The 22637-nt window shown below is 39.3% G+C and carries 23 protein-coding genes; 7 read left to right on the top strand and 16 right to left on the bottom strand.

Annotated features, from left to right (window positions below; all coding sequences use genetic code 11):
- Positions 1-27: 27 nt before the first annotated feature.
- The 3 genes from IPM48_05620 to IPM48_05610 are packed head-to-tail and all read right to left on the bottom strand — an operon-like array spanning position 28 to position 1503.
- Positions 28-720, bottom strand: a complete 693-nt coding sequence (locus IPM48_05620) for a leucyl/phenylalanyl-tRNA--protein transferase (protein ID MBK9271054.1) — start codon at positions 718-720, stop codon at positions 28-30.
- Positions 721-725: 5 nt separating this feature from the next.
- Positions 726-1028: an ATP-dependent Clp protease adaptor ClpS gene (locus IPM48_05615; GenBank protein MBK9271053.1), complete on the bottom strand. Its 303-nt coding sequence runs from the start codon at positions 1026-1028 to the stop codon at positions 726-728.
- Between the two features lies 1 nt (position 1029).
- Positions 1030-1503 (bottom strand): redoxin domain-containing protein, encoded by a 474-nt coding sequence (locus tag IPM48_05610; protein MBK9271052.1) that lies wholly within the window; start codon positions 1501-1503, stop codon positions 1030-1032.
- 122 nt (positions 1504-1625) lie between these two features.
- Here IPM48_05610 and IPM48_05605 point away from each other — a divergent pair, with 122 nt between their 5' ends.
- The 3 genes from IPM48_05605 to IPM48_05595 all read left to right on the top strand — a co-directional run bounded on the left by IPM48_05605 (position 1626) and on the right by IPM48_05595 (position 5485).
- Entirely contained in the window at positions 1626-2528 is a 903-nt protein-coding gene (locus IPM48_05605; protein MBK9271051.1) for a DMT family transporter, read from the top strand.
- A 137-nt stretch (positions 2529-2665) separates the two neighbouring features.
- Complete coding sequence (metG, locus tag IPM48_05600; GenBank protein MBK9271050.1) at positions 2666-4801, top strand: methionine--tRNA ligase; 2136 nt, start codon at positions 2666-2668, stop codon at positions 4799-4801.
- A gap of 21 nt (positions 4802-4822) precedes the next feature.
- Complete coding sequence (locus tag IPM48_05595; protein MBK9271049.1) at positions 4823-5485, top strand: fused MFS/spermidine synthase; 663 nt, start codon at positions 4823-4825, stop codon at positions 5483-5485.
- 44 nt (positions 5486-5529) lie between these two features.
- Here IPM48_05595 and IPM48_05590 read toward each other — a convergent pair whose 3' ends face one another.
- The 5 genes from IPM48_05590 to IPM48_05570 are packed head-to-tail and all read right to left on the bottom strand — an operon-like array spanning position 5530 to position 10462.
- Entirely contained in the window at positions 5530-6147 is a 618-nt protein-coding gene (locus tag IPM48_05590) for a hypothetical protein (protein ID MBK9271048.1), read from the bottom strand.
- On the bottom strand, positions 6144-7556 hold the full coding sequence (gldE, locus tag IPM48_05585; protein MBK9271047.1) for a gliding motility-associated protein GldE: 1413 nt from the start codon (positions 7554-7556) through the stop codon (positions 6144-6146). Before gldE ends, IPM48_05590 begins: the two co-directional genes overlap by 4 nt.
- 31 nt (positions 7557-7587) lie before the next feature.
- A complete protein-coding gene (gene ssb / locus IPM48_05580; protein MBK9271046.1) occupies positions 7588-8010 on the bottom strand; it encodes a single-stranded DNA-binding protein in 423 nt (140 codons plus the stop codon).
- Positions 8000-9091, bottom strand: coding sequence for an A/G-specific adenine glycosylase (mutY, locus tag IPM48_05575; protein MBK9271045.1), 1092 nt, complete (start codon positions 9089-9091; stop codon positions 8000-8002). Before mutY ends, ssb begins: the two co-directional genes overlap by 11 nt.
- Entirely contained in the window at positions 9092-10462 is a 1371-nt protein-coding gene (locus IPM48_05570) for a M28 family peptidase (GenBank protein ID MBK9271044.1), read from the bottom strand.
- 264 nt (positions 10463-10726) lie between these two features.
- On the opposite strand from IPM48_05570, the gene IPM48_05565 reads away from it, so the two are divergent.
- From IPM48_05565 to IPM48_05555, 3 genes are all read left to right on the top strand, one after another.
- Complete coding sequence (locus tag IPM48_05565; GenBank protein ID MBK9271043.1) at positions 10727-11782, top strand: DUF3078 domain-containing protein; 1056 nt, start codon at positions 10727-10729, stop codon at positions 11780-11782.
- Positions 11783-11954: 172 nt separating this feature from the next.
- Positions 11955-12884, top strand: coding sequence for a polysaccharide deacetylase family protein (locus IPM48_05560; protein ID MBK9271042.1), 930 nt, complete (start codon positions 11955-11957; stop codon positions 12882-12884).
- Entirely contained in the window at positions 12875-13987 is a 1113-nt protein-coding gene (locus tag IPM48_05555) for a GNAT family N-acetyltransferase (protein ID MBK9271041.1), read from the top strand. The genes IPM48_05560 and IPM48_05555 overlap by 10 nt, the downstream gene beginning before the upstream one ends.
- 67 nt (positions 13988-14054) lie before the next feature.
- On the opposite strand, the gene IPM48_05550 is transcribed toward IPM48_05555, so the two are convergent.
- The 4 genes from IPM48_05550 to IPM48_05535 all read right to left on the bottom strand — a co-directional run bounded on the left by IPM48_05550 (position 14055) and on the right by IPM48_05535 (position 17391).
- The gene (locus IPM48_05550; protein ID MBK9271040.1) at positions 14055-15653 is read right to left on the bottom strand and encodes a hypothetical protein; all 1599 of its coding nucleotides are present in this window, start codon (positions 15651-15653) and stop codon (positions 14055-14057) included.
- A 24-nt stretch (positions 15654-15677) separates the two neighbouring features.
- On the bottom strand, positions 15678-16151 hold the full coding sequence (locus IPM48_05545) for a T9SS type A sorting domain-containing protein (protein ID MBK9271039.1): 474 nt from the start codon (positions 16149-16151) through the stop codon (positions 15678-15680).
- A 202-nt stretch (positions 16152-16353) separates the two neighbouring features.
- A complete protein-coding gene (locus IPM48_05540) occupies positions 16354-16878 on the bottom strand; it encodes a ferritin (GenBank protein ID MBK9271038.1) in 525 nt (174 codons plus the stop codon).
- A gap of 48 nt (positions 16879-16926) precedes the next feature.
- Positions 16927-17391: a low molecular weight phosphotyrosine protein phosphatase gene (locus IPM48_05535; GenBank protein ID MBK9271037.1), complete on the bottom strand. Its 465-nt coding sequence runs from the start codon at positions 17389-17391 to the stop codon at positions 16927-16929.
- 129 nt (positions 17392-17520) lie between these two features.
- On the opposite strand from IPM48_05535, the gene IPM48_05530 reads away from it, so the two are divergent.
- Positions 17521-18705: an OmpA family protein gene (locus IPM48_05530; GenBank protein ID MBK9271036.1), complete on the top strand. Its 1185-nt coding sequence runs from the start codon at positions 17521-17523 to the stop codon at positions 18703-18705.
- A 34-nt stretch (positions 18706-18739) separates the two neighbouring features.
- Here the strand turns inward: IPM48_05530 and IPM48_05525 are convergent, their stop codons facing one another.
- The 4 genes from IPM48_05525 to IPM48_05510 form a co-directional block, all read right to left on the bottom strand.
- A complete protein-coding gene (locus IPM48_05525; GenBank protein MBK9271035.1) occupies positions 18740-20260 on the bottom strand; it encodes a T9SS type A sorting domain-containing protein in 1521 nt (506 codons plus the stop codon).
- A 100-nt stretch (positions 20261-20360) separates the two neighbouring features.
- Complete coding sequence (locus tag IPM48_05520) at positions 20361-21056, bottom strand: TIGR04283 family arsenosugar biosynthesis glycosyltransferase (GenBank protein ID MBK9271034.1); 696 nt, start codon at positions 21054-21056, stop codon at positions 20361-20363.
- 10 nt (positions 21057-21066) lie between these two features.
- Positions 21067-22131, bottom strand: a complete 1065-nt coding sequence (gene arsS, locus IPM48_05515; protein ID MBK9271033.1) for an arsenosugar biosynthesis radical SAM protein ArsS — start codon at positions 22129-22131, stop codon at positions 21067-21069.
- A 22-nt stretch (positions 22132-22153) separates the two neighbouring features.
- Positions 22154-22486 carry a carboxymuconolactone decarboxylase family protein gene (locus tag IPM48_05510; protein MBK9271032.1) on the bottom strand — a complete coding sequence of 111 codons (333 nt, stop codon included), beginning with the start codon at positions 22484-22486 and terminating at the stop codon, positions 22154-22156.
- Positions 22487-22637 lie beyond the last annotated feature (151 nt).

Genomic DNA, 22637 nt, shown 5'->3' with positions numbered 1-22637 from the left:
GAATTAAATTGTCTTAAATTCTAAATTTTAAAATCGGATATCATTCCAGGACTCCTGAACGATGTCATTTTCCCTGTTCATTTGCAGGAAATGGAAAAACTCCTTTTGGGGATACAACCTTGCTCCCATTTTCCGCAAATGGGCTGTATCCTGCTGGCAATCTATAAAATCAAACTTTTTAGATTCTAAAAACCGACATAAATGGATGAGCGCAAGTTTGGAAGTATTGGGTTCCTTGGCAAACATAGATTCTCCGCAAAACATTTTACCCATCGCAAGTCCATACAATCCACCCACCAATTGACTTTCTCTCCAAATTTCAACTGAATGAGCAATCCCTTTGTCGTGCAACTTTGAAAAAGCCTCCATCAGCTCATAATGAATCCAGCTACCCTCCTGGTTTTTTCGATCAATCGATCTGCAAGCGTGCATGACAGCCATGAAATCATTATCCATGGTTACATTATACAGGCTCCTATTCATTAAATTTCGCATGCTCTTGGATACATTAATTTCAGATGGCACAAGCATCAATCTAGGGGTAAGGCAATACCAATGCACAGGCTCTCCATAATGGTACCAGGGAAAGATTCCATTCTGATAGGCTTGTATAAGTTTTTCAGGAGTCAATACGCCTCCGATTGCCAAAAGGCCTGTGCGGTCTGCCAAAGCAGGATCGGGAAATAAAGAAAATTCATCCGGCAAAAGAAATACCGGCACAAAAATTATACTTTGATGGTCTCAATAACTGCGGAAAGACCTCTTTCGCAAAGTGCATCTTTCATGGGTCTTAGAATGTCAAATACTCCCCTCTTGACAGATGCCTTGCCCTTAAAGTGGACCATCATGGAGAGTTGTTCAGCTTGCTCAAAGCTATGTTTGCAAACTTCCATAAAACTCTCGATGACCCAATCAAATGTATTTACATCATCATTGTAAACAACAATCTCTGAGATATCTCCGGTAATCTCTTCTACCAAAACATCATCATCGAGATCTTGCCAGGGTTTGGATTGAGAATTCATCATTTTAATGCTCAGTTAATGATTGAAGGGTTTGATTTATCTGCACGAAGTTAGGAAGTTCTCCTGCATTTTCCAAAATTTCTTCATACCGAATGATTCCATTTTTATCAATGACAAATGCCGATCTCTTGGATACACCCTTGAGACCCAAATGGAATTCTTCATAAAGACATCCGTATGAAGCAGATATGTTTTTATTGAAGTCTGAAAGTAATTGGAAAGGTAGACTTTGCTCTTCTTTAAATTTTTTCAAAGCGTGAGGGCTGTCAACCGAAATTCCAAAAATCTCAGCATTCAAATCTGAATATCGAGCCATATCATCCCTCATCATACACAATTCTTTGGTGCATACCCCGGTGAAGGCAAAAGGGAAAAACAACAACAAGACATTTCTTCCTTTGTAATCTGATAAAGAAATCATTTTTCGATCCGTATTTACCGCAGAAAATTCAGGAGCCAGGTCTCCCGTTTGCAAGATTTTCAAATTAGGTCTTTTTAAGAGGGCACAAAAATAGATATTTGTGACAATTTTGCAAATTAAACTATTTAAATTCTAAAAGCGGGTATTTAACCAATTGGAACTCCAAATTTTAGATTAAAATGAATCATACCTTCACCCGCTCTTACCTCTATGTCCACCTTGCGGTATTTTTATTTGGGTTTACAGGAGTGCTTGGGTTTGTGATAGACCTGCCTGCTGTGATTCTGGTGTGGTGGAGGTCATTGTTGACCTGGGTCATGATGTTGCCCTGGATGATTCATGTTCGCATGTTTTCAAATTTAACAACAAAAGATTTTAAAATATTCGGATCGATTGGAGTTATCGTGGCACTGCACTGGATCTGTTTTTACGGTTCTATCAAACTTGCAAACGCGTCCATTGCCATGATTTGTCTCTCAACAATCTCCGTCATGACAGCTTTTATGGAAGCATGGCTTCAAAAAAGACCTGTCTTGTGGAAAGATGCTTTGATTGGCCTAGCCATAATCCCAGGTATTATTCTTATCAACGGAAATATTTCAGGAGATTACAGAATTGGATTTCTCGTAGGGATGTTGGCTGCGGCATTTTCCGCATTGTTTGCCTCACTCAACAAAAAGTACATTCTGAATTCCGAACCTTTGGTGATTACCTGGGTCGAGCTGCTTTCTGTTTGGCTGTTCATTTCTCTCATTCTTCCATTTATGTATCTATCCGATCCCAATCTCAAATTTTATCCAAGTCAAATGGATTGGTTGTATTTGCTGATTCTGGCTTTGTTTTGTACTGTGATCCCTTATGCATTGGCACTCCAATCCATGAAAAAGCTTTCGGCATTCAGTGCCATGCTGGCTTTTAATATGGAAACTGTCTACGGCATTCTTTTGTCCATCCTTATTCTCAAAGAACACAAAGAGATGAATGCCTGGTTTTATTTGGGTGTATTGTTGATTCTGAGTTCCGTATTTCTGCATCCATTAATCAATCGAGATCGCAAATCACCGGATTTGCAAAATAAATGATTCAGATGCTCTTTCTGCTTTATTCATCCGCTTCGGCATTGTTAACATTTCATATTGATAATTTTTTTATATAAGATCTTTTACATTGTCGGATCAGCTTATCTTCGCATTATTTTTAAAACGAGCCTTGCCATAAAATGGGACCTGTCCGCCATTTAGTTACTGCAGCACTGCCTTATGCCAATGGGCCGCTGCATATAGGACATTTGGCAGGCGCCTATTTGCCGGCAGATGTTTATGTTCGATTCATGAGGTTGATGGACAAGGACATTGTATTTATTTGTGGTTCTGATGAGCACGGTGCTGCCATCACCATGAGGGCGGTGAAAGAAGGCATCGGTCCCCAGGAGATCATTGACAAATACCACAAACTCTTTGAATCCACTTTTAAAGGAATTGGAATTTCCTTTGACTATTATGGTCGAACTTCAGACAAAATTCATCATGAATCCTCGCAGGAGTTTTTTAGAGTCTTACATCAAAAAGGGGTTTTTGAAGAAAAGGAGTCTGAGCAATATTTTGATGAAAAACTCCAGCAATTTTTAGCGGACAGATATATTACAGGTACCTGTCCTAAATGCAATTATGATTCCGCCTATGGTGACCAGTGCGAGCAGTGTGGAAGTTCTTTGAATCCAACAGACCTTATTCATCCCAAATCCGTGCTCAGTGGAGAAACACCTGTATTTAAAAAAACCACCCATTGGTACCTGCCTTTGGAAAAGGATGAGCTATGGTTGCGAGAATTTATTGAGGATGGAAAACTTGATGAAAGAGAACATCACGATCCATCCAAATGGAAAACCCATGTCACAGGTCAGTGCAGATCGTGGCTTGAAAATGGTCTTCAATCCCGTGCCATGACCAGAGATTTGGATTGGGGTGTGGATGTACCGCAAGAAATAGCAGGAAGCAAAGGAAAGAAACTTTATGTGTGGATGGATGCACCGATTGGTTATATCTCAGCTACCAAACAATGGGCCCAGGATCATCAAAAAAACTGGAAAGATTATTGGATGAATCCAGACACGGAACTCATCCATTTTATTGGAAAAGACAACATCGTTTTTCATTGCATTATTTTTCCGGCTCTGTTAAAAGCGCATGGAGATTTTATTCTTCCTTCCAATGTACCTGCGAATCAGTTTATGAATTTGGAAGATCAGAAGATCTCAACCTCACGCAATTGGGCCATCTGGGTACACGAATATCTCACTGATCTGGCCGGTCACGAAGATGCCCTTCGGTATTATCTCATCAAGAATATGCCCGAACAAAAAGACAGTGAATTTACCTGGAAGGGATTTCAAGATGCTTACAACAATGAGTTGGTCAATAATTTATCCAATTTTGTGCACAGGGTGTTGGTGCTAACCCACAAATATTACGATGGATTTGTAAGCGATTTTGATCAGGATGCTATTTTCACCGGAGTGGCTCCGGATGACATGGGGGGATTTCATGATACCGAATGTCTTTATCTGTTTGACAAGTTGGACGAGTTAAATCAATATCACAGGGATTTTGATTTCAGGGCGGCTTTAAAATGTCTGATGGAAATATCCAGCCAGGGTAACCAATTGCTGCAGCTCAACGAACCCTGGAAAAATCAAAAAGAAGATCCAGAAATGGTCGAAGTGGTTATGAATTTAGCACTTCATTATGTGACAGCTTTATCAGTTGCCATGCATCCTTTTTTACCATTTGCTTCCAATAAATTGCGTCACATTCTCAACTTGCCTGACATTCAATCCGGCGATCTTCTTCAAATGATGGATCGACTTGCAGAAGGGGAACGTCTGTTGCCCACTGGGCATAAATTAAATGCCGCTGAATACCTTTTTACCAAAATAGATGACGCTACCATCCAAAAACAAATAGACAAACTTCATCAACCAAATATGGACCAAAGCGATCAGCCACCCAATAATTTTGTTCCGCAAAAAAATGAGATCACATATGATGAATTCATGAAAATGGACATACGCACCGCTCGTATTCTGGAAGCAGAGGCCATCCCAAAAGCCGATAAATTGCTGAAGTTACAGCTGGATCTAGGATATGAAAAAAGAATGGTGGTCAGTGGCATTGCAGAGCATTTTAAGCCAGAAGAAATTTTGGGTAAAGAAGTTTTAATCCTGGCAAACCTGGCTCCGAGAACCATCCGGGGTATTGAATCCAGAGGTATGATTCTGATGGCAGAAAAAGAGGATGGCAAACTCTCTTTCGTGTCTCCCGAAAAAAACTGGCCCTGCGGTTACACGGTCAAATAAATTCGGATCAATCATATATTTATGTTGTTCCGTCGTTGGTTGAGTTATCTGATGGATGTCCTCATCGAATCGAGACAATCCGAATTAAATCCGGATTTGAAGTTGTATTGGTCTTCGGGGAGATACAAATTGGTCACAAAAGGAGCCGTGTATTCTTTTGAAGACAAATACACCAATTTTCTCAAAGCTTTTCAATTGATAAAAACTGAAATACCCCAGCTCCAAACGGTGCTTGTTTTAGGCTTGGGTATAGGCAGTATTCCGCAAATGCTTCGACAAATCTATCATTCAGATGCAGAGATAACCGCGATTGAACTGGACAAAAGCATCATTGAGCTTTATGAAAAATACATCTCAGCCAAGTTTACAAAAAAAATCCAGATTATCCATGAAGATGGGCTGCAGTTTGCTGAAAATCACGTTGGACAATATGATCTCATTTGTATGGACATCTTTGTGGACTCCAAAGTGCCATCAGAATTTTTGAGCACTTCCTTTGCGGAAAATCTAAAAAAAATGCTTTCGCCAAATGGTATTTTGATTTTTAACAGACTTGCAGAAAATGAAAAGGACGAAAAGGAAAATGAAATTTTCTTCCAAAATATTTTTTTACCCGCTTTTCCATCTGCCAGCATACTGAAGCTTGAGGCTAACTGGATGATGATTGGAAGAAAGGATATTTAGTCCAATTATGTAGTTAATTCAATTGATACAAATTCAAAAAGAGGCTACTTGTTCCATTCAAAAGTATTCACCAAATGAATGATGTCGTATTTTATAAATTCATAAAAGGGTTTTAATGAATCCGGACGGACTTGTGTGTTAAAATACAATGAGCCCCGCATAAAATGCTCTGATGAATCGGTAAGATAAAACTGAAAAGAAGAAGCAGCAGGACCTTCCAGATTAAATATCATTCCATATACCTTTTCTGGCTTTGAGAATGGATATTCATCGATATAATCAGCCTTGATATGATGTTCTTTGACCATCCTGAAAGATTCATTGATATAATCTTCGAGTTCCTTGGCTTGTCTTATGGGTTGATAGGAACAATACAGACTCCCATTTAAGGTAGGAAAGTCAATATTAAACCAACAATCGCTTGGCGCCTTTTCATCAAAAAAAGTGGAATCCTTTTTTACCTCTGTGTACACCGGAATTTCGAAAATCATGGGGCAATCCGCATCCACAAAAGCTTTGTACTCATGTTCCGGCAATATCACCCTTGGATAGGTGCGCGGTTTGGGAACGTATGTTTTTTCATCACAGGAAAAAACAGAAAACATCATCAAAATAATCACCAATGAATTATGATCAATCAATAACAATAAAATCCTTTTCATAGATGAAGAGTGGTGATTTGAATTTTCTCAATCCTTTTTTTGCTGACAGAAAGGACTTTCAGTTTGATGTTGAGCAAAGTTATCTCCTGATCCTTCTTGGGTATTTCACCGGTGTGTTCTAAAATCAATCCCGCGATGCTGTCTGCAGATCCTCTGTGCAAATCCATATCAGACAAGTCTATTCCTACGACACGACACATATCATTGATTAATGTTTTACCTTCAAAAACATAATTATCTGCATCAAGTCTGGTATAATTTAAATCAGCAAGATCATCAAACTCATCAGAAATTTCTCCGACGATTTCCTCCATAATGTCTTCAAGGGTAACGATCCCGGATGTGCCTCCATACTCATCTACCACAATCGCCAGATGCATTTTTTTTACCTGAAAGTCATTGAGCAAATCATGAATTTTTCTGGTTTCCGGAACATACAACAGACTGGTGCGAATCAGTGACTGCCATTCAAACTCATTGCCTTTGTCCAGATGAGCAATCAAATCTTTGGCATATAAAATGCCTGTTATCTTATCAAAGTCTTCAACGTAAATGGGAAAACGGGAATATCCGTTTTCCTTGACAGTCTTTATCACTTCTTCAAAACTGGAAGTGATTTCCAATCCACACACGGCTGTACGTGAAGTCATTATTTGAGATACTGATACATCGTTAAATTTGATGATACCCTTCAACATTTCAACCTGATTGGAATTGTTGATTCCATCACTTACCGCCAGATCAATGGCTGCATCAAGATCTTCTTTGGCAGTACTGCTAATGCCCATCTTGCGTTCAAGAAGATGCTTTTCGACTTTTGTGCTCAGTAGCACCAAGGGATATGAAAAAGGGAAGCAGAAAAATTCAAGAATTCTCAAAGGCAAGGACATGTTTTTCGCAAATCGGATATTGTGAATTTGGCTGTAAATCTTGGGCATGATTTCACCAAAAAAAATGATGATCGAAGTGGCTCCAATGACCGCAATGATAAAATTAAAAATCCCATTGATACTTTTTGATTCCACCTGGACCATCCCAAATTGTGAAATGATCCATTGAGAAATTCCCTCATAACTTTCCGGTGGGATATACCTGGAAAGAAGATGTTCCAATAACAAGGCAATCCCTATGTTGACGAATGTATTGCATATCAAAATTAAGGCAAGGAAGTTCTTGACCCTATGTCGCAGACGTATTACCCTTCTGGATGATTCACTTTCCTCTTCCTTTAGATTTTCAAGATCTGCAGGGGATAAAGACATAAACGCGACTTCTGAGCCACTGAACAAACCAGATAAAATAATCAAACAAATAAAGAGGAGAATTAAACCAAAAGCATAAAAATCAAATGTCCAAAAGCCCAATAGGCCAAAAATGTAACTCCACGAATAAGGGTCTGATGGTTCCAATTTATTGTATTAAAGATAATTGAACAAAGTATCAATAGCCTGGTTCATCACTTTCGTGCAATCCCTCTTCATGGATTTCATCTGAAACATCCCGATGTTCATCCTTTTTTTGGGAATGTCCTCCGGAGTTTTCTCTTTTTTCTAAAATTCTTAATGTGTCCACAGAAATTTCAGTACCATAGTGATCTTTTCCCTCTTTGTCTGTCCATTTTCTGTGACTGAGTTTTCCCTCAATATAGACCAGCATGCCTTTTCTTAAAACCCTTGCCTTCTCAGCCAATGCACGCCAAACGACCACGTCGTGCCATTCTGTTTTCTTCTGAATCTGACCGCTCTTGTCTTTGTAGGTATCGTTTGTCGCAATCACCAAATGTGCTCTCACAATACCGGATTCGGTGGTTTTGAATTCCGGATCTTTTCCCAAATTACCAATGAGCAACACTTTATTTATCATAGCCCCGATTTAGATTTTGGTCTAAAAATAGACGAATTATTTTAGGAAAGGCAAATTTCTTCAAGTTTTTTAATGAAGCCAATTGAAATGGAAGGGTTTGTACTTGACCAAGCGATCCATTAAATTCAATCCAATAGAAATGTAGATTCAGTTTACGATGGGTTAATTGGTGATTATAATTGCTGATTTTCAACAATTTATACTTGTTTTTGCCAATGCCAATTCCATTTAAAAATTTGGCCATTTGACCTTGTTGGATTGTTCCAGATTCATCTCTTTCAAAACCAGGAAGTTCAAAGAGCTGCTTCCAAATTCCATTTTCATCTCTTTGTCTGACCAGAGTGCAACGATGGACATCCTCTACCAAAAAATAATGCAGGTTTGCCTCGAGCGGTTTCTTTCGGATTTTTTTCACCGGCAAATCTTTGATTCGATTTTCTGCGTAAGCCAAACAATTTTCCATAAATGGACAATTTCCACACAAAGGTTGCTGAGGAATGCACTGGGTCGCTCCAAAATTCATGATGGCCTGATTGTACAAATCCGGATTTTTTGCATCCAAATACCTCTTTGCCCAATCATAGAATAGTTTACGACCTTTTGTGGTGTAAAAATTCAATTCCAGACCACAAATACGCGACAAAACTCTGATCACATTGCCATCTACTACCGGACGAGTATCTTTGTATGCAAAGGAAGCAATGGCAGAAGCCGTATATTCTCCAACTCCGGGAAGGTTTAAGATTTCTTCAAACTTGGTCGGAAACTTTCCATTTAATTCTTTTTGAATATAAATTGCCGCTTTGTGCAGATTTCGCGCCCTCGAATAATATCCCAATCCTTCCCACACAATGAGCAGATGATCCAATGAGGAATTTGCCAGACTTTTCAAATCGGGAAATTCGCTTAAAAATCTATGATAATAAGGCACTGCCTGTGCAGAACGTGTTTGTTGAAGGATAACTTCTGAAATCCAGATGGGATATGGATCTTTTAGGCCAATCCACGGCAGATTTCTTGGATTTTCCTCCGACCAACGAAGCAACTTTCTTCTAAATACCACCGGAGATATCAAACCCATTTATGGAATTTGATCCAGTAGGTAAATCAGACTCGCCATAGCTGCTGAGCCCAATGCCAATTCCCGGGGATGAACCGCGTGTATCCGATCTTGTTCGGTATGGTGATAATCAAAATATCTTTGGGAATCCGGGTTTAAACCAAACAAGATTCCTTTTTGACTTTTGAGGAGACCAATGTCTGCTCCACCACCACCCTTGGTCAATTTAAGTCCATAGGGAGATAGAATATCATCCCATTTTGCAAAATAAGAAGAGTATTTTCTAATGAAGGAGCTGTCTGCATCAAATCCAAAGCCATGGGGAGTGAAGCCTCCCGCATCACTTTCAATGGCAGCAAAATGAAATTCACCATTTTTATTGGATACTTCTGCATAGGTTTTTCCACCCGCCAAACCATTTTCTTCATTCATAAATAAAACACACCTTAAAGTTCTTCTTGGTCGGTATTTCAAATTTTTAAAAATTGAAAACACTTCCATCGATTGTACACAACCCGCTCCATCATCATGTGCTCCGCCTCCAACATCCCATGAATCCAAATGTCCACCTACCAAAATAATTTCATCTGGTTTTTCTGTACCACGGATCTCTGCAATCACCGAGTAAGATGTTTTTTTACCCCGATCTTCACATTGGGTTTCAACAAACAACTTGCAAGGACTTTTTAGATGGGCTTGACTGAGAAATTCGGCATCCACTGTGCTAATCGCCAGGGCCGGAATGGGCTTGACTCCTTCTTCCCATAAGGTACCACCCGTATGCGGAAATGTATCCAGTCTTCCTGTCATCGATCGAATAATGCAGGCCTTTGCTCCGAATTTGGAGGCAATGCTGGGGCCATAAGCCCTTTGGTCAACAGCACCACCATACGCGTGAAAAGTTTTCAGTTGCCTATTGTCAAAGGGCCGGGAGAAATAGACAATTTTGTCCTTAAGCTTATTGCCCGCAGTTCTGGCTTCATCCAGGCTTGTAAATTCGATGATTTCTCCCGAGAGACCTCCTTGCGGAGAAGCACCAGAGCCTCCCAAAGCCAATGCCCTGAAGTTGCGATCCCCATACTTAGGATGTCCAATCAACCGGACAACTTCCTTATCGCCGCGATACCAGTAATTTACTTCACAGGTCTGTTTCCAAACTGTATCGGCCCCCAAAGTATCCAGTATTTGATGTGTAAATTCAATGGCAGCCAAACTCTGGGGGGAACCAGCTATCCGGCCCCCTATTTCTTCAGAAAGATAATGCAACCATTGATAGGAATGCTGCTTGGACAATGCTTCGTCATAAAAACTTTTGATAACAAAAGCTTGCTTGTCAGTATTTTGCACCTGAGATTGAAGAGAGGGAGGAAAACATAAGCTGCTTCCAACCATAAAAACTATGGTAAATTTACATGAAAATGATCGGTCCATTAGGTCCTTTATTGTAAAAAATGTAATATTTGCTATTCGGATTGAAATGTCAATCTGAGTTGGTGCGACAAAGCTAAAAATTATATCAGGATCTGCTTGATTGAATTAGATCCAAATCCCTTATGATTTTGTAAAACCTTGCTTCAAAACTGCCCTTCATGCAAAACCATTCGTGGATATAAAATCCTCAAGCGACAAAAATTTTAAAAAATTAAATCTTAACTTATGAAAAAATCGATGTTCTTTTTTTTGTTCTTATTTTCAAATGTACTCTTGTTTTCCCAAACCGAAGAAAATAGAGCTGCTCAGGAAGCAGAGAGAAAAAAGAAAATGGAAAGCGCCACGACATTGGGAGATTCCGAAGGATGGCAGTACAAATCTGCCATAGGTTTAGACCTGGGTCAATTGGTCAATATAAATCCTTATGTAGGCGCAGGATCCAACCGATTGGGTCTAGGAGGTGCCTTGGGAATCTCTGCCAAATTGAAGAAGAATCTAATGAACTGGAAGAATGATTTTATGCTAAATCTCAGCACCCAGAGAATTGGATCAGGAACGGTATCTGCTGGTTCAGATAAGAAATTACCCTTTGAAAAAGCCCTGGATATTTTAAGCATATCTTCCAATTTCGGATATCAGATCAAAGAAGCGTCGCCATGGTCCTATTCTGCAGATTTGTTTTTGATCACACAGTTTTTAGGATCTCATATGGATAGTGCGACAAAAAAAATATACCTCTCTGAAGTCAAAGAAGGCAGCTACAATACCACCTTGCTTTCAAAACTTTTTTCGCCTGTCAATATTTCATTTGCCCTTGGGATGAAATACCAGAAGGATCCCAAGTGGTATCTGTTTCTCAGTCCGGCAGCGCTCAAAACCATTTACATTGGTGATCAAAACATAGCCAATCTGGGAGTACATGGCACAGCCTTGAAAGAGAACAGCACGACGGAATATGAAAAATTATGGTATGGGCTTGGTGCCGTAGCACGAGCCGGTTATGGAGGAACCTTTCTGAAAAGATTGAATTACAGCTCTGAGCTCATTCTATTCTCAGATTACCTGGACAAACCAAAAAACGTGGACCTTAGCTGGTTTAATTCTTTGGGTATTGAAATTTTCAAAGGCCTTAATCTTCAATTTAGAACGGATATTTTTTATGACGACAATAAGCTCAATCTAATCACAGACAATAGTGAACCCGGTGGAGTAAAGGCATTTACCGGAAAGAGAACCAATCTCATCCAACAATTATTGATCAGCTACAACCGCAACTTCTAAGACTGATATAGAGTATCCAGTGTTTGATGTGGATCAAATTTCAGGTTTTAGAGCAGCTCTTTGATAAATCATGTTTAATCAACGATATTGGACATATACTTGCATGCGACATTTGAAGCAAGGATTAAAAATGATTCCTTTTAGCTGGTGTAAAAGCTTCTCTAAAAACAAAATGATATTGCCTTTTTACCACACGGTCAGTAACAGGGACCTACCCCATATCAAACATTTATACAAAGTCAAGACGGTTGAACAATTCAAACAAGATTTGGATTTTTTGATGAAACATTTTAATCCAATAAGACTGGACGAATGTTGGACCTTTGATCAAAATCTAACCCATAGATTTTTACTTAGCTTTGACGATGGTTTGAGAGAATGTCTGGAAACAGTTGTTCCTATCCTGCTGGAGAGAAATCTACAAGCCATGTTTTTTGTCAACTCAGCCTTTGTTGACAACCGGAATTTATTTTATCGATTTAAAATTTCCCTTCTATGGGAGGAATTGATAAAAACGAAAGTTCAGGAACAAAAATGGAGTCAGGCCAAACAACTTTTAAAGTGTAAGAATATCGAGGATATCCATCGGGTATTGTTTTCCATCAAATGGGAAGAACAACAACTTTTGGATCAATTGGCCAAAGTCCTTGATTTGAATTTTGATGAATTTTTATTAAGCCAAAAGCCCTATCTTAGCTCTCAGCAAATTCAAAAAATGTACGAACTGGGTTTTATAATCGGTGGACACAGTCATTCTCATCCTCTTTATTCTGAAATTGATGTAAGCGAGCGAATAGCACAAACTGAAAAATGCATGGATTTTATTAAGCCATACAAGTCTGATAAATCAGTGTTCTCCTTTCCATTTACCGATGAAAATATAGGTACAATTTCATTACAAAAAATAATGGAAATTGGTAAATTAGACCATTGTTTTGGTTCTGCGGGCTTAAGGGATGAAAAAATGGCTTTTCTACACCAAAGGATCCCCATGGAATCGTCAGGATTGGATGCAAAAACTGTTCTTACTTATCAACATATCAAATATGCATTGTTAAAAACAATGGGTAGAAACTTCATCAACCGAGAGAAGTGGAATTAAAATGGTATAACAAATTAGAATTGTTGTCCTACACCAATTCTCCTGAATTCAAAGCTGCGGGCAATATTTCCATTTCTAGACACAGGGCACTGTCCTATTTTCACAACCCAAGATCAGATGAACACTCTATCGTGATGATTCATTGTCATGAGAACGATCAACTGATCGGATATTTGGGAATCTTGCCTGATGAATTGTATGGTTATGATTCCAATGGCGTATGGAGTAGGCATTCTTCATTTGGTTGGTTGTCTTGCATCTGGGTGCATAGAGAATACCAAGGTAAAGGAATTTCGAAATTATTGCTGGAAAAAGCAAACGAATTTTGGAAAGGTAATTTGATGGCCACTGAATTTGTGCCCGGATTAAAAAATTTTTACAAGCGCAGTGGAATATTTCATACCAGTCTTGTTATTCCTGGTATTAGAATTTACTATGGAAGCACCATCGCAGATTGGTTGCCCAGAAGAAATCAAATCTTACATAAAATCAAACCCATACTCCATAAGATCGACCAAAGTATCAATCAATTGCTCCGATTAAGATTCAAACCTGGCAAGGATCATAAGAAATTGATTCAAATGGATGGAGCCATTCCAAAAATTTCTGAATGGATCGGGGTTCAAAATAAATCGAATCCTTTCTATCGGACATCTTTGGAATTTGAATGGATGCAAAAATATCCTTGGATCAAAGAGAAGGTTTCGGATGAAAACTGTGACGATAGATACTATTTTTCCAGTTGTGCGAGGCGGGTCAAATTCGAACAATATTGTGCCACAGATTCGTCCGGAGAATACAGCATTTATATGATTTTATTTGTCAAAGACTTTACATTAAACATTCCCTACCTACTTGTCGGTAAAAATGCCAATCCATCAGACATCAGTAATTTTATTTCAGAATACATGATTCAAAATAAACTCGAATTATTAAAAATATTTGGTGAGAAAAGTTGTGAAATTTTCAGCCCGCGAATGAGGGGAGAAATATTCCGCAAAAAAACCAGCCGCGAAATTTTGTCACCGGATGCATTCAAACCGCTATTAGAAAAAGGGCTGGATAAAATCCAGGCTGGTGATGGTGATTGCGGGTTTACATAATTTGCATAAAAAAACCCGGTTACCTTATTCAGACAACCGGGTATTATTTAGGTATTTCTTTGATTGATTAATCTATTTCTACCACCATCTTATCGTGTGGCAACACTTTGATTTTATCCCTTATGACTTCAAAATTTTCATAACCTTTTCTGACTCCTTTAATTTCCCAATCAAAAGAATAGCTTCCCGTACCTTTCCTCAATTCCTTTACTTTAAATCCTGTGGCCGTTTTTTCAACCACTGCCAATCCTTCAGAATCCGCAGATCCCGGAGTCAATTGGATGGTTATCGTAGATGGATTCACTGTCAGACCAAAATGCTCACTAAACTTAACTTCAGCCACCCCATTGGTCAACAGTGCAGAGCCTCTTTCATAAGCAGCTGCTTCTGGTCCTTCGACGCAGGCATACCATATTTGTTTGCTTGGATCTGTGGGATGATCTTCCACAAAATTTTTCACTTGGGCAACCATCTGCGCCTGACCTCCGGCATTAAACCAAAAACCAGCTACAATACTGTTGGGATTGTTTCTGGCGTATAGACCAATAAATGGTGTAAGTCCAATTCCTCCAATATTGAGCGCGCCATGCGTACTCGCTCTTGCACCTCCAATAAAAGCGTGGTAATTACCAATACCACCAGATCCTTCCGCCATGGTAGAAAGCACTCTGACAGGTTGGTTGTTATTGACAGCCTGACTGAATATTTCATCCTGGGTGATAATTCCTGGAGAAGAACCGGGGATAAATGAATAACCATAAGAGTTTGTCCTCCACATGGTATCATTGTTCATTCTTAAATAATGTCTGTTAAGTGTCACAGGATATTCAATAATTTCTGAACCGTATGCAGTTGTTTTACCTAAATTGGTAGGCAAGGTCGTGTATTCTTCTCCCCACTTGTTGGTAAAACTGTTGAAACTCTTTTTTGAAGTATTGCTGAATGAAACTTCGTACTTGGCAGGATTAAAAGTTTGATAAATCAGGTTGGTGTGATTGTAGGACAACTCATTGCCTGTTTTCTTCCACAAACTGTTGCCGCTGGATGGCAATAGGATGCTTCCTCCGCCCCTGCTCAATAAAATTTCATTGTTGGTGGTATCCAGACTAATGGTTTGAATTTCGTTGGTCGGATCAAAATCAGCGTCGTTCTTTAATCCTGTAAGATCCACACTATTTCCCATTGAAATGGCTAAACTATTGTTATTCGGATTGAATGTCAGAGATTGGAGCTCATTCGTGGGGTTCCCATCATTGTCGCCGGCAACAGATCCGGCAGTCATGGCATACGCAGCAACAGGCACGGTCAAAATGGGTGAATTCCCCATGTTGATATAATTGCTGCCTCCTGCAGGATCCAATTCTACTTTTAATTGAAATCCGCCAGCTTTCCAATCAATGGTGGCACAGCTTCCAACAGGATTCGCTCCCTGACAAACATTGACAGAAACGATCCCGAGTTCTGAGGTAGTTGCTGCATGGACTTCAGAATAAACCGTTGATCCACCTGTATTCAGAATGGACAATCGCAGGGAAATATTCTGATTTAGCAAGGGAGCATTTTGGGCATTGCGTGCAACAGCCTGATATTTAAAAGCTGGAGATTGAGCCATCAAAAGACTTCCCATGATGGAGAAAAGAAATGTGATAATTAAACTACTTTTCATGATCTAATTTTTTTTGAAATTGACTTATTTTATTTTTTGAATTTGATGTACAGATTTTTGTTTTCCGGAAGTAATTTGAATCAGATAAGTGCCGGGAATCATATTGGATGTCTCTGCCTGATGGATCCCATGTGCCATTTGTTTTGTGGAAATCAACCGACCATTCATATCGATCAATTCAAAACGGACTTCTTTCCCTGAATTATTCTCAACCACCAATTGCTCACTGACAGGATTGGGGTACACTTTAATACCCTCCAGTTCAAGATCACCCACAGAACTAATCAGCAAATTACCCTGGTGAAAACCCTGAGTGAGTTTGGAATTGCCGCTGGAAAAGGATTCAGTAGCCATTTCTCCCAAAGTCCATTCAATGGAAAAATTGCCCGCTTTTTGCACGGCCCCTGCATTGGCAACAACTTGTGGGGCCAGTTTTTGTCCCTGGGCCAACAATGACATTAGGCTGACAGAGATGGTAAAAAATAGATTCTTGATCATTTGTATTGTATTTTGAGAGGCTAAAAATACAAGGAAAATCCCAATCCACAAAATGCGGTGCATTCGGAAACACCTCATTAAAATAGTTTTCAATATTAAATATTGAAAATAGGCCAATTATGGCTTATTCTCAATATAAAACTTTGATATTTAAAATAATACAAAATTAAATACTAAAACTTTATGAACTAAATCGGAGGATTTAGGCGGGAGTTTCCCCCTCTTGAGCCACGATTTCCTGATTAATTCTCTCCATTTCCTTGTCGATGTAATACAAGGTCATCGGTCCTTCTCCAATCAAGTTTATCTTATCCAGAATTTTTCGGATCATAGACTCTTCCTCCCTTTGTTCAGCCACATACCATTGGAGAAAATTTTGGGTGGCATAATCGTTGTCTTTATTGGCGAGGGTAATGATGTTATGAATGGATTGGGTGACAGATTGCTCCTGGGCAAGGGTTCTTTCGAAAATCGACTGCACGGATGGAAAATCGTTGGTAGATACTTGAATGGATGGAACCATTGGATGGGTGTCCATTTCAAGCATATAGCTGATGAGCTTCATCATGTGCAATCTTTCTTCGTTGGCTTGTCGGTAAAAAAAACGGGCACTTCCTTCCAATCCTTTGTGATCGCACCATACAGCCATACTCAAATAGGAAAAACTGGCTTCTGCTTCCTTTAAAATTTGCTCATTGAGGGCTCTTTCCAAATCTTTGTTTAACATAATCAGCTGCTTATGGATCGTATAAAGAACCATAAAACAGCTTGTAAATCAGTTTTGTTTACAATAACTGTGGATGATTCCGCCCACACCCATTCTAATTCTTTGGTATGCTTCTTCAAAGCCATTGTCATAATACGGATCTTTTACTTCTAAATGTTCCTGATCTTTGGCAAACTCCATGATTCTCCTAACTCTGCTTAAATTTGGATGTCCCTTGAAAGTATTCAAAATTTGACGCTGGATCGAAGAATCCATACACACGATCAAATCAAATTGCTCCAAATCATTCGCTTGAATCTTTCTAGAAATTTGGGCTGAAATATCAAACCCTTTGTCCTTCATGGTTTTGATGGCTCTTGGATCAGGAGCTTCTCCATCATGATAACCATTGGTTCCTGCAGAATCGACCAACCAGTCCAGTCCCAAGCGATTGATTTCCTCTTCCATCAACCCATGTGCCATTGGAGACCTACAGATATTTCCAAGACAAACCATTAATATTTTCATAGCCATGCAGAACAGATTAATCCGCTGATCTGTTGTAAAGTATTATGTATTTATTGGCAGGGATTTAAGTCTGCTTTAACCAACAAAAAAAACGATCTTTACGTTTAGAAGCTGTTTTTACAAACTCTTAGGTTTTTGAGAAAGTTATTATTGGTGATATCGGGTCTATTACTAGCTCAGCTTTTTGTGTTGGCTCAGAGAGATACAACCACCATTTACCTAATCAATGGATCTTTTGAAGGGTCCCCCAGATGTTGTAGTACCCCGGATGGATGGATCGACTGTGGATTTAAAACAGAATCTCCTCCGGATGTCCAGCCAGCACCTCCCCCGGCTGAACCATTATTTGGTGTAACCAAAGATGCCTATCACGGACAGACATACCTAGGGATGGTCGCCCGGGAAAACGACACCTATGAAAGGGTATCTCAACATTTATCCGCACCCTTGCGGAAAGGGAGATGTTATGTTTTTTCAATTCATCTAATGAAATCCCCCATTTATCTAAGCGGTTTAAAAGGTGATGCTTTCAATACACCGCGACCTTTTACCACTCCCATCGTTCTAAGAATTTATGGCGGAGATGGTTATTGTCATCAAAAACAATTGTTGGCGGAGTCTCCTCCCGTCAAGGATACGGTTTGGAAAAAATATGAATTTGAGTTCCAGCCCAAATCCGACATGGCTTATCTGGAGTTGGAAGTTTTTTATAAGACTCCAGTTCTTTACCCATACAATGGAAATATGCTGCTGGACCACGCTTCCCATTTGACCATAATTCCTTGCCCTCAGGATTCAACTGCATACAAAGCCTACAAAAAGCAAAAAAAAGATTCACAGCAAATCAGAACCTTGGCGACCGCGCCCCGCAAAGTACCGGACAACCGCGGAGTCGCAGATCCACCCAAAGCTGCCGCCAATGTTCCGGACAAAAGCAAGATTATGAAAGACCTGAGCGCAGAAAAAGTAAAGCTGGGTCAGGTTGTCAAAATTGAACAGTTGTTTTTTGATGCAGACAGTACAAACTTCAGGACGGAATCGTACCCTTCACTGGATGAAATTTATGAATTTCTGATCGGGAATCCCAGAATCCATATCGAGGTAGGTGGCCATACCAACGGCCAACCTTCCCATGAGTTTTGCGACAAGCTATCCACAGAAAGAGCAAAAGCAGTCAAAAACTATCTCGTTGGTAAAGGAATTGCTGAAAAAAGAATCAGTTATAGAGGATATGGTAAGCGCCAGCCCATTGCTTCCAATGACACCAAGGAGGGTCGAAATAAAAACCAAAGGGTCGAAATTAAGATTATCAGTATTTAATATGATTTACTGATTTTTTCTTTGATCCAAAATCTCACCATTTGATAATTCTCGCTGAGGACGATTGATCCTGATTTTTCAAGGTCAAAGTGTAGACTGCGCCCTCTCGTAATCCGGAAGGTCGAATACTGGTTGGACCTTGAGATTCTATTAAAATATTTGACCTCCAAATTTGTTTACCCAACACATCAAATATGTCCACTTGCACGGGTCCACGGAATTCTTTGGTATCAATGGACAATTCATCCGTAAATGGATTGGGATAAATTTTTACATTTTGGGAAATAGAAGGATCAAATACGTCCAACGAAAGATCCGCTTTTATCAAAATTTTAATCATGCAGCTTGCTCTATTTCCTTTATGATCGTGCACCCAAACTTCAATGTCATGAACAATCCCCGTATCGCTCAAAGTAAATGTCTTAAAAGTATCTAAAACATTTCTGTCAAAGGTATAAATGTTGATGCCACAGTTGTCGGTGGAAGTGAGTCCCAGTTCATTTGCATTCACATTCAATAAATTCGATTTTGGCAAGACAAATTCAATGATCCCGGACGGGCATACAATGCTGGGAACTTCCTGATCGTCAATGTCTATTAAATGAATAATTTGAGGATATCCTAAGATTTCACCTGTGCACCAATCAATCACCGTCCACTCCCTTTCAATTATTTTTAGACTGTGGCAAGAATCCACTTTATTAATTTCTAAAATTTTGTCATTATAAGTTTTTGACACATTGGAGCAGGACCATTTATCAAAAAAATTTAAACTTGTTTCAGCACCATTTGGATGATTTTTTTTATCCCGAACCCAGCTTTTATCCTCAAAATCAAACCCAGGGTTTTGGACATTATCAAAATTGGGTAATACCAAAAATGAATCAATTCTAAATTTAAGATAGGTAACGCTGTCCATAAAGAAATAGGTCTTTTTATCAGGCCAGCTGGTTGACCAGGTTCTATAATACTTCGCTCCAAAATCATATGCACAACCTCCGGGATTCGTAATTTCTCTGACGATTTTTAGTTCTACAGGACCACACTTAGCCCAATCATAGGCCAATATTTTTTTATTTTCAATCACTATGCTCACGTGTTCGGGCACATTGAAGGGAATATTTTTATAATTGGAAAATTCTAAACAAAGCAATTCAGAAAATTTATTAACGCCTTTCTGAGGGGGCTCATTGGTATCACAATCTATAAAGCTTAAATTTACAGTACCATTGCAACCTTGGTGAAGGTTTACATCAAAAATATTATAATTGAATTCAGCAGGAAAATGGTAGCTGATTTCAGTAAGGGGCAGATACTTTCCATCTTTATAGATGGTCAACCTATAGTTGTGATCGGGACATACGCCATTCACTAAAAAATCGGACAGATCGATGGGTCTAATTTCGCCCCTCTGGATGGTGAGATTGACATTTTTATGACATTTAAAATCATCGCACGGCGAAGGCTGGGCTGAAATAAAATGGGTTGAAAAAAAGAAAAATATTCCAATGCACAAAGAGGTAAATCTGATCGAAAAATTTGAAGACTGTTTCATATTGGGAGATTAGAGATTACAAATATAATAATAATATGTCAAAACAAATAATATTTGCTTAATTTGTTTATTAATAAAATAAAAATACCTGATGATAACCTCAATAAGGATATAGAAAAGACTTATATGTTCTTAGAATCTTATCCGGATTCTCATTTTTCAAAAACATTTTAAAAGCATTCCGATTTGCCAGGAGGACTCTCCAGTAGGAGTTTGTAGTATACTTGCGGGTTGAGACCAAGGTATAATTGGGCATAATCCGAAGTTTGGATTTCTTGCGCAAACGTCGAAGAAGTTCATATTCTTCCATGATCACCATGGTTTCATCATAACCATTCAGCTCATCAAACAATTTTTTCTGCACATACAAGGTTTGGTCACCACCTCGCGTCCATTCGAAATCGAAGCGTGTAAAAAATGAATTGATGTTTAAAAGAAAACTTCCTCCTTCAAATGTCTGGCGGTACATTCCAAATAAGTGTCCAGCTTGATAATTGGATTTAATATCAGAATAAAAACTGTCAGGTGGAAGCACATCGGCGTGCACAAAGTAGAGAACCTCTCCGCGGGCCTTCATCGCACCATGGTTCATTTGAATCGCCCTGCAGGCCGGCAATTGATCAAGTATAGTAATGCATCCAAAATTTCTAGCCAAGGCTACAGTTTGATCGGAACTGCCTCCATCGCATAAAATTATTTCGCAAGATTTTGGATCTGTATGTCTTCTTAAATAATTCAATATGCGGAGAATGTATCTTTCTTCATTCAATGTGGGAATGACGATGCTCAGATACATTTTTCAAACTTTAATTGGCAGTCGCTCCTCCACAACTGCTGCCAGCTCCGGCTGTACAACCATAGCAATGTTGATTTATTACAATGCTCCGTTCCTGTAAATCTGACTGACTAAAATTTCGGACATGTTGGATGTTATGTTCTACTTTTAAATCCAGCATTTGGTTAAAATCGCAATCGTACAAATAGCCATCCCATCCTACCGAAATCGTATTTCTGCACATGACATTGGCTGCCGCTATCGGATTGTAAGCCTGAATGAGTTTGTCCATGTATTCCTGATAGTTGCCCGAATCCATCAAATATTCCAAGAATCTGGAGATGGGAAGATTGGTGATGGTGTACAGGGAATTAAATGATACTCCAAATTGCTCCAAAAGCCTTTTTTTAAATTCTGCCTCCAATGTTAATTGTGAAGGAGGTAAAAATGCTCCGCTGGGATTGTACACGAGATGAAGATTTAAGCCGCTGCTTTCTATTCCATATCCCACTGCATTGAGCATCCTCAATGCTTCTATGGATTTTTCAAACACGCCATCACCCCTTTGGGCATCGGTCCTGATTGAATTGTAAAATGGGAGTGAAGAGACCACTTCGACCTTGTGATTTTTAAAAAATTGAGGCAGATCGTGGTACTTCTTATTGGCTAGAATAATGGTGAGATTGCATCTGACAATGATCTTTTGGATGTTCAATTTGGACAATTCTTCCACCAACCATCTGAAATGTGGGTTCATCTCGGGAGCGCCACCCGTGAGATCGACGGTGTGTACATCGGATGCTTGAATGGCCTGAAGACAAAGTCGCATCGTTTCTATGTCCATGATTTCTTTGCGATCAGGACCAGCATCCACATGACAATGTTTGCAGGTCTGATTGCACATTTTGCCAAGATTCATCTGAAAAATCTCCAGAGCAGTAGGCCGAAGGGGAAAGAGTCCGGACTCTTCCAGCTTGTGGGCGAATTGCTTGTGTGAATCCCCATTTTGAGCGGTAGACGCGATTACCTGCAATTGGTAATAAGAATCTGACAAGGCATTGTGCCTACTTTTTAAAGACTTGGTCGATGAATTCATACGATGTTTTAAGCAAAATAATTTACATGCTTACTTCTTTCACCTTATTCATCATTTGCACGCTGTGTACCAAAGAAGCGCCTCCTCTGATGGCTACAGCCACATGCACCGCTTCCATGAGTTGTGTTTCATCACAACCTTTTTCAAGGGTATCCACCGTATAAGCATCAATGCAATAAGGGCACTGGATGGTGTGTGCCACTGCAAGTGCGATTAAGCTTTTTTCCCTTTCGGTCAGAGCTCCGGTTTTAAACACATCTCCATAATAATCAAAATACTTTTTTGCAAGATTGGGTTCAAATTCTGAGACATTCCCAAATTTCTTAAGGTCTTCCGGATTGTAGTATGTTTTCATAACAGTTCAGTTTTATAAAGAATGAATCGCAAATATAGAACTTGAATATTAAAATCCAGGAGGTTTTTTTTCTGCAAACTGGCTGGTTTGCATGTATTCTTGAAAGAAAAGCTTGAGTAATAGACATTGAATCCATATGGCACATTGTACA

This window comes from Saprospiraceae bacterium, assembly GCA_016715965.1.
Classification (GTDB): domain Bacteria; phylum Bacteroidota; class Bacteroidia; order Chitinophagales; family Saprospiraceae; genus Vicinibacter.
The sequence above is the reverse complement of the archived record's forward strand: the minus strand, read 5'-3'. Positions and strand labels throughout refer to the sequence as shown.